Origin of the sequence: Mesorhizobium prunaredense (assembly GCF_900156895.1) — a bacterium.
Taxonomy (GTDB): domain Bacteria; phylum Pseudomonadota; class Alphaproteobacteria; order Rhizobiales; family Rhizobiaceae; genus Mesorhizobium; species Mesorhizobium prunaredense.
Genome location: NZ_FTPD01000023.1, coordinates 137,775 through 153,364 on the forward strand (window position 1 = coordinate 137,775; position 15,590 = coordinate 153,364).

Below are 15,590 nucleotides of genomic sequence, written 5' to 3' on the forward strand. Positions count from 1 at the left end.
CCCTGGGTCAGGCCGGGGGGGCATGCTTTTGCGCGACATGCATTTGGCTTACTTCTTCGTCGCATTCATGACCGCGCCGATGATGGCCGTCAGAATGGCGCCACCACCGGCACCGCCGAGGATGTTCTGCACATTCAGCGCGCTGCCCAATCCGCCCGTTGCCGCTGCGGCCGCGGCCGGATCGATCGTGCCGCCGCCGAGCAGGCTGCCGAGGATGGCCGCACCGCCGACGCCGCCAAGCGCGCCGCCAAGGATTTTGGTAAGCTGCCCCATTGCCGCTGTCTTGAGCGCCGCGCCCACCGCCTGGCCACCAATGACACCCATAATCACCTGAACAATGATCTGAAGAAGCGTGTTCATGTCCATATTACCAGTCCCTCCATAGCTGCCAGCCTCCCGGGCCGACAGCATCATGAGACGCCGAACTGAACGAAAGTCAAATGCAGAAGTGCTTAAATAAAAGGGGCAGTCCGAAAACCGCCCCTACTTGTTAAAAAAGTTGTGACTTTTGTTATTCTGCGGCAATCGCATGCTTGGGTTGAACGGCTGCAGAATATTCGTTCATCAGAGTCTTGGCGATTTCGCCCACCTCGAATCGGTATGGACCGATCTCTGAAACGGGCGTCACCTCGGCCGCCGTCCCGGTGAGGAAGCACTGCTGGAAGCCTTCGAGCTCTTCCGGCATGATGGTGCGCTCGATCACCTCGAAGCCGCGATCCTTGGCAAGACCAATGACTGTACGGCGGGTGATGCCGTCGAGGAAGCAATCGGGGGTGGGGGTGTGGATCTTGCCGTCCTTGACGAAGAAGATGTTGGCGCCGGTCGCTTCCGCAACCTGGCCGCGCCAGTCGAGCATCATGGCGTCGGCATAGCCCTTGGCTTCGGCGGCATGTTTGGACATGGTGCAGATCATGTAGAGGCCGGCAGCCTTCGATTTCGACGGCGCGGTGCGCGGATCGGGGCGGCGCCATTCGGCCAGATCGAGGCGGACGCCCTTCAGCTTCTGTGCCGGATCGAAATAGCTCGGCCACTGCCAGATGGCGATGGCGCAGTTGATCCGGCTGTTTTGCGCCGAGACGCCCATCTGTTCGCTGCCGCGCCAGGCGATCGGCCGGACATAGGCATCCTGAAAACCCTGCTTCTTCAACAGCGTGCGGCAGGCGTCGTCGATCTCGGCAACCGAATAGGGAATCTTGAAGCCGAGCAGGCGTGCCGATTCATGCAGGCGCTCGCTGTGGTCGGTCAGCTTGAAAATCTCGCCGCCATAGGCGCGTTCGCCCTCGAACACCGCGCTGGCGTAGTGCAGGCCATGGGTCAGCACGTGGATCTTGGCGTCGGCCCATTGGACGAACTCGCCGTTCATCCAGATAAAGCCGTCCAATTGGTCAAAGGGAACGGATGCCATGGTAACCTCCCGCGGGCGGCCGCCCGCACATTATCGTTGCGCGTTTCTTGTCAGCCGCATCGGGCGGCCGGTTCTCGAAGCGTAGGCGGATATATAAGATCTGGCAAACACAGGAAGTTCCGGAAAAACGGCTTTCCCTTGCCTTTTCGTTCGCAATCCGCCGAAAAGCTTGTCAAAAATTACCATTGCAGGGAAATTACGTCAATAGTACTGACATAATTTCCCTTTCGCACGGAGAAATGATGACGGATCGCAGCCACCCAGCCGGAAAACCGATCAGGACGGCGATCACCGACGAGGACGGCATCGACTTTGCCATCATCGAACTGTTCTTCTTCGCCTATCGCGATTTTACCTCCGATCCGGACCAGATCCTGTCCGACTATGGCTTTGGCCGCGCCCATCACCGGGTTCTGCATTTCGTCAATCGCAGGCCGGGCCTGACGGTCGCCGAACTCCTCGACGTGCTGAAGATCACCAAGCAGAGCCTGGCGCGCGTGCTCAAGCAACTGATCGACACCGACCACATCGTCCAGTTGCAGGGTCCGCGCGACCGCCGCCAGCGCGAGCTCTATCCGACAGCCAAGGGCCGCGCCCTGGCGCTGGCGCTGGCACGGCCACAGTCACGCCGCATCCATGCTGCATTGGAAGATTCCGGAGCCACCGAACGCGCCTTGATCGAGCGCTTCCTGGAAGCGATGGTCAATCCGGAACTAAGGGCGCAGATCGACATTGTGCCCGCAAAAACGTCAGGGAAAAGCCATGGAGACCATTGAAAGGGTTGATCAACCGGCAGCACCGGACGACGACGCGCCGCATCTGCTGGTGATTGATGACGATACCCGTATCCGTAATCTTCTCAAACAATATCTGACCGAAAACGGCTTTCGCGTCACCGTTGCCGGAAATTCCGGCGAAGCGCGGCGCAAGCTCGCCGGCCTCGATTTCGATCTGCTCGTGCTCGATATCATGATGCCGGGCGAAACCGGCGTCGATCTCGCCAAGGCGCTGCGGGCAACCAAGAACGTGCCGATCCTGATGCTTACCGCGCTCTCCGAGACCGACAGCCGGATCACCGGGCTCGAGGCCGGCGCCGACGACTACCTGCCGAAGCCTTTCGATCCCCGCGAGTTGATCCTGCGCATCAACAACATTCTGCGCCGCGGCGGTCCGGCAACGACGCCCAAGGTCGAGCAGCTGGTCTTCGGGCCTTACACGTTCCAGATTGCCAGGCGGGAGCTCAAGCGCGGCGGCGAGGCTCTGAAGCTGACCGACCGCGAGCAGGAGATCCTGGCGATCTTCGCGGCCCGGGCCGGCGAAACGATACCGCGTCATGAACTTGTCGGCGACGAGTCCGAAGTCGGCGAGCGCACCATCGACGTCCAGATCAACAGGCTGCGCCGCAAGATCGAGCGCGACCCGTCCAATCCGGTCTGGCTGCAGACCGTGCGCGGTATTGGGTATCGGCTCAGCGTGGAATAGACTGCCGCCCGCAGCCCCTTGTCGAGTGGCTGCAGATGAGCAAAAAGGGCGAATGGCGACCACGCAACTGGAACGGCCGGGAGATCGCGGCTTGAGCGCTCGCGCCAGGCGGGCGTTGAAGGCGGTGCCGCTCGCCTGGAAACGGTTCTGGCGCCTCGTTTCGCTTTACATGCCGAAGCGGCTCTATGCCCGTTCGCTGATCATCGTCATCGCGCCGATGATCCTGCTGCAATCGGTCCTCGCCTTTGTCTTCATGGAACGCCACTGGCAGACCGTGACGCAGCGCCTGTCGCAGGCCACGGTCCGCGACATTGCGGCGATCGTCGACCTGGTAGAGACCTATCCGAACGACGCCGACTACGCCAACATCATCCGCATCGCGCAGGATCGCATGCAGCTGAAGATCGACTTGCTGCCGCCCGATCCGCTGCCGGCGCCAGGTCCAAAGCCGTTCTTCTCGATCCTCGACGAAATTCTCTCGTCCGAGATCACCCATCAGATCAACCGTCCGTTCTGGATCGATACGGTCGGCAATTCCAATATCATCGAGGTCCGCGTCCAACTCGAGGGCAAGGTGCTGCGCGCCTTCGTGCGCCGCAGCCAGGCCTATGCCTCGAACACGCACATTTTCCTGATCTGGATGGTCGGCACCTCGCTGGTGCTGCTGATGATCGCCATCCCGTTCCTGCGCAACCAGATCCGGCCGATCCTGACGCTGGCCGAGGCCGCTGAAAGTTTCGGCAAGGGCCGGCCGATGCCGCTCGATTTTCGTCCGCGCGGCGCCGAGGAGGTTCGCCGCGCCGGCTTTGCCTTCATCCAGATGCGCGAACGCATCGAACGCCAGCTCGAACAGCGCACCGCCATGCTGACCGGCGTCAGTCACGACTTGAGGACCATCCTCACCCGTTTCAAGCTGCAGCTTGCGCTGACCGGGACCAAGGCCGACACCGAGGCGCTCGGCCAGGACATCGACGACATGCAGTCCATGCTGGAAGGCTATCTCGCCTTTGCCCGCGGCGAGGCAACGGAAGACGCCGGCCGTTTCAACCTTGAAGCCTATTTCGACAAGCTCGGCGAGGAGGCCACGCTGCGCAAGCGCAAACTGTCGACCTCGCTCGCCGGCGATCCAAATGTGCATGTGCGGCCCCACGCCTTTGCCCGGCTGTTGTCCAATGTCGTCGGCAACGCCTTCCGTTATGCCAAGACGGTTGAGATCAACGCCAACCACGGCCGCGGCTCGCTGCTCGTCACCATCGACGACGACGGTCCGGGCATTCCGCCCGAAAAGCGCGAGCACGTGTTCAAGCCTTTCGTGCGGCTTGACGAAGCCCGCAACCTCGACGCCAGCGGCACCGGCCTTGGCCTTGCCATCGCACGCGACATTGCCCGCAGCCATGGCGGCGACATCATGCTCGACAAGAGCCCGCTCGGCGGCTTGCGCGCCGTCATCAAGGTTCCGGCCTGATTAGAACGACGTGCGTCCTTGGACGCACAAAGCACGCTCTAACACTTGAACTTACGCATCGTGCTTTCAGGTGGTTGTAGACGGCGATCGGCTATGCCTTCATCGGCCCGTCATGAAACCATGCTGAAGAGCGCGCATGAAGCGCGTGATCCTGATTGATTCGGCCTTGCGGCCCCGCATCAAGGAAACCGACGACCTTTCAAGCAAAGGCCTGCTATGCGCATCCTGATGGTCACCGACGCCTGGCGCCCGCAAGTCAACGGCGTTGTCCATACGCTGGAACGGCTTTCGGAGACCCTGAAATCCTTCGACGTCGAGACGGACTTCCTGACCCCGAATATCTTTCGCACCTTGCCGCTGCCGACCTATCCCGACATCCGGCTGGCGCTGACGACGCCAGGCCACGTCGCGCGTCTGATCGAAGCGCGCAATGCCGATCATATCCATATCGTCACCGAGGGCCCGCTCGGCATCATGGCGCGGCGCTATTGCCGCAAGGCCGGCCGGCCGTTCACGACAAGCTATCACACGCGCTTTCCGGAATATCTGAGCGCGCGGCTGCCTATACCGGAAGCCTGGGCCTATCGCTGGCTTCGCGATTTCCACAATTCCGGACAAGGCACGCTGGTCGCCACCCAATCGCTGGCGGACGATCTGGCGGCGCGCGGCTTCACCAAGCTCAGGCCATGGACGCGCGGCGTCGATACCGACCATTTCCGACCGGACAAGAAAAAGGATCTGGGGCTCAAACGACCGATCTTCCTCTGCGTCGGCCGCGTCGCGATCGAAAAGAACCTGGCCGCCTTCCTCGACCTGGATTTGCCTGGCAGCAAGGTGGTCGTCGGCGAGGGGCCGGAGTTGGCCAGGCTCAAGGCCAGATACCCCGATGCCCACTTCCTTGGCCACCGCCCGAACGACGAACTGGCCGAAATCTACGCCTCTGCCGATGTCTTCGTCTTTCCCAGCCGCACCGACACGTTCGGCAATGTCATCATCGAGGCGCTGGCCAGCGGCACGCCGGTCGCAGCCTATCCGGTGACCGGGCCAATCGACATTGTCGGCGACGGCGTCGGCGGAGCGGTGTCGAACGATTTGCGTGAGGCCGCGCTCGCCGCGCTCGACGTCGACCGCGCCGAGGCGCGCCAACGGGCAATGCGCTATAGCTGGAAAGCCTGCACGGAAATGTTCCTGGAAACGGTTGGAGAGGCGCTGGGCACCCAGCGAAAACTGACACCACCTTTCGTCATCCACGGGCGAAGCGGCGACAAAGCCGACGCGCAGACCCGAGGATCCATTCCGTGACCTGCGAGCGGCCCCTTCGGTGAAGAACTTGTCGGGTTGAGGCGGCGGCGGGCCGCACTTGCTCCACAGGAGCGGCCAAGGAAAGCCTGCGCGTCGGCTTCGCTCCCGCTCCGCCCGTGTGTGACGAAGCTAGAACAGTCGGCCGCCGTCAGGCACCCTGCGTTCGATCGCACCGAGGACGACCGCACCCTCTTCGTCGGGAAAGCCAAGCGTCAGCACTTCCGACATGAAGGGGCCGATCTGCCGCGGCGGAAAATTGACCACGGCGAACACCTGCCGACCGATCAGCGTCTCGGGCGCATAGTATTTGGTGATCTGCGCCGACGATTTCTTGACCCCGATCTCAGCGCCGAAATCGATCTTCAGCTTGATCGACGGCTTGCGCGCCTGCGGAAACGGCTCAGCCTCGACGATCGTGCCGGCGCGAATGTCGACACGGTCGAAATCGGCGAAGCTGATCTCGGGCTTGCGCTGGCTGCTCGAACTCATGGAGGGTCAGGACCTGGCTCAGGCGTTTCCGTAGGTCTCGAACAGGACGCCGGCCAGCGCATCCTTGGCCGAAGTTCCCGACCAGACGACGAACTGGAACGCCTGGAAGTAGCATTCACAGGCTTCCAGCGCCGACGATAGCAGCACCTCGACCTGCTGGCTCGACGGCTCGACCCCGCCGGCGAGCAGCAGCGACTGGCGGAACATGATCGCGCCTTCCTGCTCCCAAAGGTCGAAATGGCCGAACAGCATCTGCTCGTTGATCAGCGAAAGCAGCCGCATCACTTCGAGCGCGCGCGCCTCCGGCACCTTGACGTCGAAAGCGCAGGCTAGGTGCAGCGCCTCGAAATCCTCCATCCAGGAAAATGAGACGTGGTAGTCGGTCCAGCTTCCGGCAACCGAAATCGAAATCTCGTCGTCGCCGGCCCGTTCGAAGGACCAGTCGTTGTTGTGCGCCACCTGCTCGATAACATCCACCGGATGGATTTCGCGCGAGAATTCGAGTTCGAGAAGTTCCATGAATGCTTCCTGTCGTTCAGGGGAGCGCCTCACGCTCCGCGGGGCACACACAGCGAACAATTTTGTCTAGAACTCGGACGGCCGGGACTTCGTCAACACAAAGACCCCAGACCGGACCCCACCGCCCGGCGCATGATCCTGCTCCGAATCATGCAACAAATTCAGTCTATTGATCGGGAGTCGCGTGACCAGCCCAATTTTTCGCACTGCGTCATTCGCATGTGGAAAGCCGCTGTCACAAAGATTCACGCAATGCCGGTAAGCGATTCACGACAAAGCGCTTTTTGCGATTGTGCTTTGTGGAAAAGTTTAGCGATTATTTTTTTGGTCTGGGCTTTGCCGCAGCCGCAGGCGTGGCCTGCCCGGTCAATTCGGCGAGCTTCGCCTCGAGCGCTTCGACGCGCGTCGCGAGACGGGTGTTTTCTTCCCTGGCTTTTACCGCCATGTCGCGGGCGGCCTCGAATTCTTCGCGCTGCACCAGGTCCATCGAGTTGAGAACACGCTCGGCCTGCCCTTTGAAGGCGGTTTCCACTTCGCGGCGCACGCCTTGCGCGGCACCCGCAGCGTCGGTCATCAGCTTGGCGAATTCATCGAGAATGCGGTTCGGTCCGGTCGACATGGCAAATCCTCGCTTGCTCGATTTGACGTAGTGGCGCGCGACGCGGAATGCAAGCATCCACGTCGCCTTGACCCCGTCAAAACCCTGCCGCATGGTCCGCGCCCGAACGTGATCGCAACCGGGAGATCCTGTTGAGCGAGTATCTTATGCTGCCGCTGGCCGCCCTGCCCTTCCCCAACATCGACCCGGTCATCGTCCAGATCGGACCGCTGGCGGTGCATTGGTATGGCGTCGGCTACATCGTCGGCATTCTCTTCGCCTGGTGGTATGCCAAGCGGCTCGTCACCAATGCAAGGCTCTGGCCCGACGGCACCGTGCCCATGAAGCCCGAGGATCTCGACGACTTCATCGTCTGGGCGGCCATCGGCGTGGTGCTTGGCGGGCGTGTCGGCTACGTGCTGTTTTACGACCTGCCGCGCTACATCGCTCATCCGCTCGATATCCTTGCCGTCTGGCAGGGCGGCATGTCTTTCCATGGCGGGCTGCTCGGCGTCATTCTCGCCATGACGCTGTTTTCCTGGTCGCGCGGCATCCGCGCATGGTCGCTGTTCGATGTGGTGGCGGCCGGCGTGCCGGTCGGCCTTGGCCTCGTCCGCATGGCGAATTTCATCAACTCCGAACTCTGGGGCCGGCCGACCGACGTGCCATGGGCGGTCGAATTCCCCAATGGCGGGCCCTTTGCGCGCCATCCGAGCCAGCTCTACGAGGCGCTGCTCGAAGGCCTGGTGCTATTCCTGGTCCTGCGCTTCCTCACCCATTCCAGGCTCAAGCTGAAGACGCCGCGCTTCGTCGGCGGCGCTTTCATCGCCGGTTATGGTCTCTCGCGCATCCTTGTCGAATTCTTCCGCGAGCCCGACCAGCAGCTCGGCTACCTCCTCGGCACCAGCTGGCTGACGATGGGCATGGTGCTGTCGCTGCCGATGCTGCTGGCCGGCATATGGGCGATGGCGACCGCAAAGCCGGTTACGCAATCGCAGCCGGTATGACACGGCTGAAAACCCGCATCGTCGAGCTGATCGGTGCGGCCGGGCCGATTCCCGTCAACCACTACATGGCGCTTTGCCTGTTCGATCCGCTGGACGGCTATTATACGACGCGCGAGCCGTTCGGGGCTGCCGGCGACTTCGTCACCGCACCGGAGATCAGCCAGATGTTCGGCGAGTTGATCGCCGTCTGGCTCTACGAAGCCTGGCTGGCGACCGGCCGGCCGATGCCGGTCACCATCGCCGAGATCGGCCCCGGCCGCGGCACGCTGATGAAGGACATGCTGCGCACGCTTTCGCGGCTCGATCCGGCGCTGACCGCCGGTGCGTCGTTCGCCTTGATCGAGACCAGCCCGCGGCTGGCCGATGTCCAGAAGCAAACGCTTGCCGCCACGCCGGCCGCGATCGGCTGGCACGAAAGCATCGACACGCTGCCGCAGACCCCGCTTTTCATCGTCGGCAACGAATTGTTCGACGCGGTGCCAATCCGCCAGTTCGTCCGCGCCGGAACAGGCTGGCGCGAACGGATGATCGGCCTTGATGGCGCCGACGAACTGCATGTCTTCGCCGGCGCCGGCTCGGTCGATCCAACGCTGTTGCCGGGCGATGCCGAAAACGCGCCACAGGGCGCGATCGTCGAGGTCGCGCCGGCCCGAGCCGCGCTGATGGCGAGCATCGCCGAGCGATTGGCCGGGCTCGGCGGCGCCGGCCTGTTCCTCGACTATGGCTATCTCCGGCCAGGGATCGGCGACACGCTGCAGGCCTTGCGCAAGCACGATCACGAAGATGTGCTGGCCAATCCGGGCGAAGCCGATCTCACCGCCCATGTCGATTTCGCCGCCCTTGCCGCAATCGTGCGGGCGCATGGCCTCGATGCCCATCTCTCCACGCAAGGCGAATTCCTGGTGGAAATGGGGCTTCTCGAACGCGCCGGCCAACTCGGCGCCAATGCCAATGAGGCGGCTCGCGAAAAGATTGCGGGCGAGGTCGAACGCCTCGCCGGTCCGCAAGCCATGGGCGACCTGTTCAAGGTGCTTGCCGTCCTGCCTGCCGGCATCGCCGTTCCGCCCTTTGCAACGGCGGATTGACTTTTCGCTGCCGCCTCTCCCACTCTTCCGACTGTCGCCGATCTGTCGCGATCTTTGGACTGTCGTCATCTTTGGACTGTCGTCATCTTTGGACTGTCGCTTGACGAAATCGCTCTCACGGACAACAACGCAGCCATGCTGAATCAGACCAAACCGGATCCCGTTCGGTCGCCCTTGCTGGAGAAAGCGCGGGCGCAAGGCATTCGCCACGGCTATTTCACCCGCGTCGGCGGCGTCTCCAGCGGCATCTATCATGGCCTCAACATCGGCACCGGCTCGAGCGACGACCAGACGCAGGTCGCCGAGAACCGCCGCCGTGTCGCCGACTGGATGGGCGTGCCATCAAGTCATCTGTTGACCGCCCACCAGATCCATTCGCCCGACGTCGTCATCGCCAGGGAGCCTTTTCCCGGCGAGCGGCCGAAGGCCGACGCCGTCGTCACCGACCGGCCGGGGATTGCGGTGGGCGCCTCGACGGCCGATTGCGGACCGGTGCTGTTCGCCGATGCCGAGGCGCGAATCGTCGGCGCAGCCCATGCCGGCTGGAAGGGCGCCTTGTCAGGCGTGCTGGAAAACACCATTGCGGCAATGGAAAGCCTCGGCGCCCGGCGCGAGCGCATCGTTGCGGTTCTCGGCCCGTCCATCGGCCCGGAAAACTATGAAGTCGGCCCGGAATTCATCGCTCGTTTCATCGAGGCCGATGCCGACAATATCAGCTATTTCGCGCCCTCCACGAAGTCGGAACATGCAATGTTCGACCTCAACCGCTATACGGTCGATCGGCTGACCCGCGCCGGCGTCACCGCCGATGGGCTCGGCCGCTGCACCTACGCCGAGGAGGATCTGTTCTATTCCTACCGGCGCAGCACCCATCGCAAGGAGCCGGATTACGGGCGGCAGATTTCGGCAATCGTTTTGGAGACAGAATAATGGCGCTGCATTTCGAACGGTCGGAATTTGACGCGCGGCGCGATCGGCTGATGATCGAGATCGCCGAGAAGAAGCTCGATGCCGTCCTTTTGTTTGCGCAGGAGAGCATGTACTGGCTGACCGGCTACGATACGTTCGGCTTCTGCTTCTTCCAGTGCCTTGTGGTGAAGGCGGACGGCTCGATGATCCTGCTCACGCGCTCGGCCGATCTGCGCCAGGCGCGCCACACCTCGATCATCGACAACATCGTGCTGTGGACCGATCGCGACGGTGCCAATCCGGCGATCGACCTGCGCAATTTGCTCAACGACCTCGACCTGCTCGGCGCCCGCATCGGTGTCGAATACGACACCCACGGCCTGACCGCCTACAATGGCCGGCGCCTGGACGAGCAATTGCAGACCTTTGGCCAGATCGCCGACGCGTCCGGCATCGTCAGCCGGCTGCGCCTGTTCAAGAGCCCGGCCGAGATCGCCAAGGTGGAAAAGGCCGCAAATCTCGCCGACGACGCTCTGGACGCGGCCCTGCCGCTGATCAAGCAGGGTGGCGACGAAGCCTTGATCCTCGCCGCCATGCAGGGCGCGATCTTTGCCGGCGGCGGCGACTATCCGGCCAACGAGTTCATCATCGGCTCTGGCGTGGACGCACTGCTTTGCCGTTACAAGGCTGGCCGCCGCAAGCTGAGCAAGAACGACCAGCTGACGCTCGAATGGGCCGGCGTCTTCCATCATTACCATGCGGCGATGATGCGCACGGTGCTGACCGGCAAGGTGTCGAAACGTCACCAGGAACTGTTCGATGCTGCGCGCGCCGCACTTCTGGCGGTCGAAAAGACGATGACGCCCGGAAATACCTTCGGCGACGTGTTCGACGCGCATGCCCGCACGCTCGAAACCCACAATTTGACCAAGCACCGGCTCAACGCCTGCGGCTATTCGCTCGGCGCCCGCTTCACCCCATCATGGATGGACATGCCGATGTTCTATCAGGGCAATCCCGAACCGATCGCGCCAAACATGACGCTGTTCGCCCACATGATCATCATGGACTCCGAAACCGAGACGGCAATGACGCTTGGCCGCACCTATCTGACGACTGAATCGCAGCCGAAGCCGCTGTCCCGCCATGATCTCGACTTGATTGTGCAATGAATCCATAATGGTAAGAATGCAAGAGGCGTTCATCGCCAGGGAGTTTTGAGGCAAATGAGGCGATCGCATGCGACGACCGTGTCATTGCTCGCGGCGCTGATACTGGCCGCCTGCACCAACGCGAAGGACGTTCTCGAACCCTCGGCCATCGCCCCGCAGTCGACGCAGGCCGTGCCAACGCCCGGAAGCGGCACGGCTGCAACGCCCACTGCACCTGCAACCACCACCCAGCCGTCCGCCACGGCCCAGCCTTCCGCGACAACACAGCCTTCCGCGACGGCACAGCCCGCAACCGAGCTGCCGGCAAAGAGCGCCGCCGTCATCGCACGCACCCGTCTGCAGGTGGCGCCGATCGTCGGCGCCTCGGTGGAAGCCGCGACACCATTGACCGCACAGCTTCAGACGCGAGCCAAGCAGCGCGGCATCACCTTGGCAGGAAGCGCCGGACAGACCCCGACGCACGTGCTGAAAGGCTATTTCTCGACGATGTCGGAAGGCAAGGATACCACCGTCATCTATGTCTGGGACGTCTATGACCCGGCAGGCAACCGGCTGCATCGCATCAACGGCCAGCAGAAGGCGCCCTCGGTCAATGATGGCGAAGGCTGGGCTGCGGTCGCGCCGGAGACCATGCAGGCGATCGCCGACCAGACGATCGACCAGTTTGCCACATGGCTTGGCGGCCAAGCGGGCTGACCGGCGGGCTGACATGTTGCCGGCTTTCCTCGCCGTTGATGTTTATTGAGATTAGCCGGCGGATTCCGATCACGACGCTTGCAATACCGGCACGGGCCGCTAAAAGCCCCGACTAAGGGGCTCAAGAGAGTCTGCCAGAGTCTCCATCCTTCACCAGGAACGGTGCATGAAGCTTTTCGCGGGCAATTCCAACAGGGTGCTGGCCGAAGCGGTCGCCCGCTATCTCAACATCCCGCTGGGCAAAGCCAGCGTCAGGCGCTTCGCCGATCAGGAAATCTTCGTCGAAATACAGGAGAATGTGCGTGGCGAGGATGTCTTCATCCTGCAGTCCACCTCGTTCCCGACCAACGATCACCTGATGGAACTGCTCATCATGATCGATGCCTTCATGCGCTCGTCGGCCAAGCGCATCACGGCGGTCATTCCCTATTTCGGCTATGCAAGGCAAGACCGCCGCGCCTCGGGCCGCACACCGATTTCGGCCAAGCTGGTCGCCAACATGATCACGCGGGCCGGGGTCGATCGCGTCTTGACGCTGGATCTCCACGCCGGCCAGATCCAGGGCTTTTTCGACATCCCGACCGACAATCTCTTCTCGGTGCCGGTCATGGCCCGCGATGTGAAGGCGAAATACAAGCGGCTTGCCAATGTCATGGTCGTGTCGCCGGATGTTGGCGGCGTGGTCCGTGCCCGCGCGCTCGCCAAGCGCATCGATGCCCAGCTTGCCATTGTCGACAAGCGTCGCGAGCGCCCTGGCGAATCGGAAGTCATGAACGTCATCGGCGACGTGCGCGGCAAGGATTGCCTGCTGATCGACGACATCATCGATTCGGGCGGAACCTTGTGCAATGCGGCCGATGCGCTGCTTGCCGCCGGCGCCACCAGCGTCACCGCCTATACCACCCATGGCGTTTTGTCCGGCGGTGCCATCGCCCGCATCGGCGCCTCGAAGCTGCAGGAACTGGTCATCACCGATTCCATCCAGCCGACCCAGGCGGTGCTCGACGCCAGCAACATCCGCGTCGTCTCCATCGCCGACCTGATGGGTGAGGCGATCTCGCGCACGGCGACCGAAGAGTCGGTGTCGAGCCTGTTCGACTGAAATCTGCCCGCGATACAGCGCCGCGCGTCCAGAGACGCGCAAAGGACGCTGTAGCACCTTGATTTTGCGCATGATCCTTTCCGAACCGAAGGTTCGCGGTCATGCGCTATCCGTTCGACACCCTGATGTTGTCCCTTGAGCCGCGCATATAGCCGCGCGGCGACGCTCCCAGCATGCGCTTGAACATGGTGATGAAGGCCGGCACGCTGTCATAGCCGAGATCGAGCGCTACCCTTGTGATCGGCTCGCCGTCGGCCAGCCTCGGCAAGGCCGCGAACAGGCAGGCCTGCTGGCGCCATGTCGACAACGACAATCCGGTCTGGCGATGAAAGGCGCGGGTGAAGGAACGCCGGCTCATGCCGACGATATCGGCCCATTCGTCGATCGTCGCGTGCGGCGAGGGTGCTGCGACGAAGCGCCGGCACAGTGCCGCCAGCCTTGGATCTGAAGGAAAAGGCAGGCCGAGCGGCCGTTCCGGCAGGTTCGGGATTTCATGCAGCAGGAGGCTCATGATCAGCCCGCCGCGCCCCTCAAGCTCGGCGCCCTGCGGCAGCTTTTCCGATTCCACGATCAGGCTGTGCATCAGATCGGTGATGCCGACGACGCGTAAGCCATCCGGCAGCCCGGCAATGGCGTCCGGCATCACATAGACCGAGCGCATGCTGACGTCGCCAAGCATCTCGACGGAATGCTCGGTGCCGGCAGGAATCCACATCGCATGATCGGGCGGCACCATCCAGCGCCCATGCCGCGTCGTCACCAGCACGACGCCGACAAGCGCATGCAGCAATTGACTGCGGCTGTGACGGTGCTGCGGCACGTGGTAGCCGTCGGGAAATTCGGTCGGCAGGGCCACCGCCGGCCCGACAGCCTGCTCCAGCCATTGCCAGCGGCGCAACAGCCCGGGATCGGTGAACTGGCCGAGATCGGTGTCGCCCGCTTTGAAGATTTTGGTGCCATGCGGCATTGGGTATTGGCCCACTCGCGAAACTATTGGACCAAACCACGAAAGAAGTCGCCCGGCAAGTAACTTATAAGGCAGCGGGGGGCCATAAGGGCCGCCTGCGGGAGCGTCCGCCAAAAAGACCATGGAGCCTGCGTTGACCGATACGACAGCCACCTCCGCCGCCACGCCGGCGACGGCCAGCCACACTTCGGCGCAAGCGACGGCCTTCACCGTCATCCTTGCGGTGAGCTTCTGCCATTGTGTCAACGACATCATGCAGTCGCTGCTGTCGGCCATCTATCCGCTGCTGAAGGACAATTACCATCTCGATTTCTGGCAGATCGGTCTTTTGACCTTCACCTTCCAGGTGACGGCGTCATTGCTGCAGCCGCTGATCGGCATGGTCACCGACAAGCGGCCGATGCCCTATTCGCTGCCCTATGGCATGGCGTCCTCACTGATCGGCCTGATCGTGCTGGCCTATGCCGGGCACTATTGGCTGCTGCTGATCGGCGCGTCGCTGATCGGCATCGGCTCGGCGATCTTCCACCCGGAATCCTCGCGCATCGCCCGCTTCGCCTCGGGCGGCAGGTTCGGCCTGGCGCAATCGCTGTTCCAGGTCGGCGGCAATCTCGGCCAGGCCATCGGGCCGTTGCTGGCCGCTTTCATCGTCGTGCCGTTCGGCCAGACCAGCATTGCGTGGTTCGCCGCCGGCTCGCTGATCGGCATCGTCGTGCTGTGGCGGGTCGGCGGCTGGTACAGCCGGCTGCGCGCCTCGCTCGCCAACCGCAAGGCGGCAGGCTTCGTCTCACCCTTCCCGCGCCGCAAGGTGATGGGCGCGCTGGCGGTGCTGACCTTGCTGGTGCTGACCAAGAACGCCTACGTCGCCAGCCTCGCCAGTTACTACACCTTCTACGCCATCGATAAATTCGGCGTTTCGGTGCAGATGTCGCAGGTCATGCTGTTCCTGTTCCTCGGCGCCTCGGCGCTGGGCATCCTGCTTGGCGGCCCGTTCGGCGACCGCTACGGACAGAAGCCGATGATCTGGTTCTCGATCGTTGGCGTGCTGCCGTTTACGCTGGCCCTGCCCTACGCCAATTTCGAATGGACCATGATCCTGACCGTGCTGATCGGCCTGACCCTGTCCTCGGCCTTCTCGAACATCGTCGTCTTCGCCCAGGAACTGGTGCCCGGCCGCGTCGGCATGATCGCCGGCATCTTCTTCGGCTTCGCCTTCGGCATGGGCGGCATCGCCGCCGCCGTGCTCGGCGTCGTCGCCGATATGAAAGGCATCGACTTCGTCTTTCAGATCTGCTCGTATTTGCCGCTGCTCGGGCTGCTGACGGTTTTTCTTCCCAATATGAGGCAAGCCAGGAAGATCGAGGAAGAGACTACGATCGGGTGAGGCTTGGA

The 15,590-nt window shown here is 62.8% G+C and carries 17 protein-coding genes; 11 read left to right on the forward strand and 6 right to left on the reverse strand.

All coding sequences use genetic code 11. From position 1 onward, the window contains the following. Positions 1-48 precede the first annotated feature (48 nt). Together BQ8794_RS18295 and BQ8794_RS18300 are read right to left on the reverse strand one after the other, a co-directional pair. The gene (locus tag BQ8794_RS18295) at positions 49-366 is read right to left on the reverse strand and encodes a hypothetical protein (protein ID WP_027151066.1); all 318 of its coding nucleotides are present in this window, start codon (positions 364-366) and stop codon (positions 49-51) included. 145 nt (positions 367-511) lie between these two features. Continuing rightward, positions 512-1,405 carry a branched-chain amino acid aminotransferase gene (locus BQ8794_RS18300; protein ID WP_077379962.1) on the reverse strand — a complete coding sequence of 298 codons (894 nt, stop codon included), beginning with the start codon at positions 1,403-1,405 and terminating at the stop codon, positions 512-514. 242 nt (positions 1,406-1,647) lie between these two features. Between BQ8794_RS18300 and BQ8794_RS18305 the strand changes: the two genes are divergently transcribed. From BQ8794_RS18305 to BQ8794_RS18320, 4 genes are all read left to right on the forward strand, one after another. Then, entirely contained in the window at positions 1,648-2,181 is a 534-nt protein-coding gene (locus BQ8794_RS18305) for a MarR family winged helix-turn-helix transcriptional regulator (protein WP_031255243.1), read from the forward strand. Then, on the forward strand, positions 2,168-2,887 hold the full coding sequence (locus tag BQ8794_RS18310; RefSeq protein ID WP_036261013.1) for a response regulator: 720 nt from the start codon (positions 2,168-2,170) through the stop codon (positions 2,885-2,887). Before BQ8794_RS18305 ends, BQ8794_RS18310 begins: the two co-directional genes overlap by 14 nt. A gap of 52 nt (positions 2,888-2,939) precedes the next feature. Then, positions 2,940-4,352: an ATP-binding protein gene (locus tag BQ8794_RS18315; protein WP_077379966.1), complete on the forward strand. Its 1,413-nt coding sequence runs from the start codon at positions 2,940-2,942 to the stop codon at positions 4,350-4,352. A 216-nt stretch (positions 4,353-4,568) separates the two neighbouring features. Continuing rightward, positions 4,569-5,654, forward strand: coding sequence for a glycosyltransferase family 4 protein (locus BQ8794_RS18320; protein ID WP_077379968.1), 1,086 nt, complete (start codon positions 4,569-4,571; stop codon positions 5,652-5,654). Between the two features lie 129 nt (positions 5,655-5,783). Here BQ8794_RS18320 and BQ8794_RS18325 read toward each other — a convergent pair whose 3' ends face one another. The 3 genes from BQ8794_RS18325 to BQ8794_RS18335 form a co-directional block, all read right to left on the reverse strand. Then, complete coding sequence (locus BQ8794_RS18325) at positions 5,784-6,143, reverse strand: tRNA-binding protein (protein ID WP_077379970.1); 360 nt, start codon at positions 6,141-6,143, stop codon at positions 5,784-5,786. Between the two features lie 18 nt (positions 6,144-6,161). Continuing rightward, positions 6,162-6,662 (reverse strand): type III secretion system chaperone family protein, encoded by a 501-nt coding sequence (locus BQ8794_RS18330; RefSeq protein WP_077379972.1) that lies wholly within the window; start codon positions 6,660-6,662, stop codon positions 6,162-6,164. 316 nt (positions 6,663-6,978) lie between these two features. Beyond that, the gene (locus tag BQ8794_RS18335; protein ID WP_077380403.1) at positions 6,979-7,281 is read right to left on the reverse strand and encodes an accessory factor UbiK family protein; all 303 of its coding nucleotides are present in this window, start codon (positions 7,279-7,281) and stop codon (positions 6,979-6,981) included. A 131-nt stretch (positions 7,282-7,412) separates the two neighbouring features. On the opposite strand from BQ8794_RS18335, the gene lgt reads away from it, so the two are divergent. The 6 genes from lgt to BQ8794_RS18365 all read left to right on the forward strand — a co-directional run bounded on the left by lgt (position 7,413) and on the right by BQ8794_RS18365 (position 13,231). Continuing rightward, positions 7,413-8,267 carry a prolipoprotein diacylglyceryl transferase gene (gene lgt / locus BQ8794_RS18340; RefSeq protein WP_077379974.1) on the forward strand — a complete coding sequence of 285 codons (855 nt, stop codon included), beginning with the start codon at positions 7,413-7,415 and terminating at the stop codon, positions 8,265-8,267. Then, positions 8,264-9,352 carry a class I SAM-dependent methyltransferase gene (locus tag BQ8794_RS18345; RefSeq protein WP_077380404.1) on the forward strand — a complete coding sequence of 363 codons (1,089 nt, stop codon included), beginning with the start codon at positions 8,264-8,266 and terminating at the stop codon, positions 9,350-9,352. Before lgt ends, BQ8794_RS18345 begins: the two co-directional genes overlap by 4 nt. 135 nt (positions 9,353-9,487) lie before the next feature. Then, on the forward strand, positions 9,488-10,282 hold the full coding sequence (gene pgeF / locus BQ8794_RS18350; protein WP_077380405.1) for a peptidoglycan editing factor PgeF: 795 nt from the start codon (positions 9,488-9,490) through the stop codon (positions 10,280-10,282). Beyond that, positions 10,282-11,433 (forward strand): M24 family metallopeptidase, encoded by a 1,152-nt coding sequence (locus BQ8794_RS18355; protein ID WP_077379976.1) that lies wholly within the window; start codon positions 10,282-10,284, stop codon positions 11,431-11,433. Before pgeF ends, BQ8794_RS18355 begins: the two co-directional genes overlap by 1 nt. 54 nt (positions 11,434-11,487) lie before the next feature. Beyond that, the gene (locus BQ8794_RS18360) at positions 11,488-12,129 is read left to right on the forward strand and encodes a hypothetical protein (protein WP_077379978.1); all 642 of its coding nucleotides are present in this window, start codon (positions 11,488-11,490) and stop codon (positions 12,127-12,129) included. A 166-nt stretch (positions 12,130-12,295) separates the two neighbouring features. After that, entirely contained in the window at positions 12,296-13,231 is a 936-nt protein-coding gene (locus tag BQ8794_RS18365) for a ribose-phosphate pyrophosphokinase (protein WP_023799890.1), read from the forward strand. 106 nt (positions 13,232-13,337) lie between these two features. On the opposite strand, the gene BQ8794_RS18370 is transcribed toward BQ8794_RS18365, so the two are convergent. Then, on the reverse strand, positions 13,338-14,198 hold the full coding sequence (locus tag BQ8794_RS18370; protein WP_077379981.1) for an AraC family transcriptional regulator: 861 nt from the start codon (positions 14,196-14,198) through the stop codon (positions 13,338-13,340). A 133-nt stretch (positions 14,199-14,331) separates the two neighbouring features. On the opposite strand from BQ8794_RS18370, the gene BQ8794_RS18375 reads away from it, so the two are divergent. Next, positions 14,332-15,582 carry an MFS transporter gene (locus tag BQ8794_RS18375; protein ID WP_280174605.1) on the forward strand — a complete coding sequence of 417 codons (1,251 nt, stop codon included), beginning with the start codon at positions 14,332-14,334 and terminating at the stop codon, positions 15,580-15,582. Positions 15,583-15,590 lie beyond the last annotated feature (8 nt).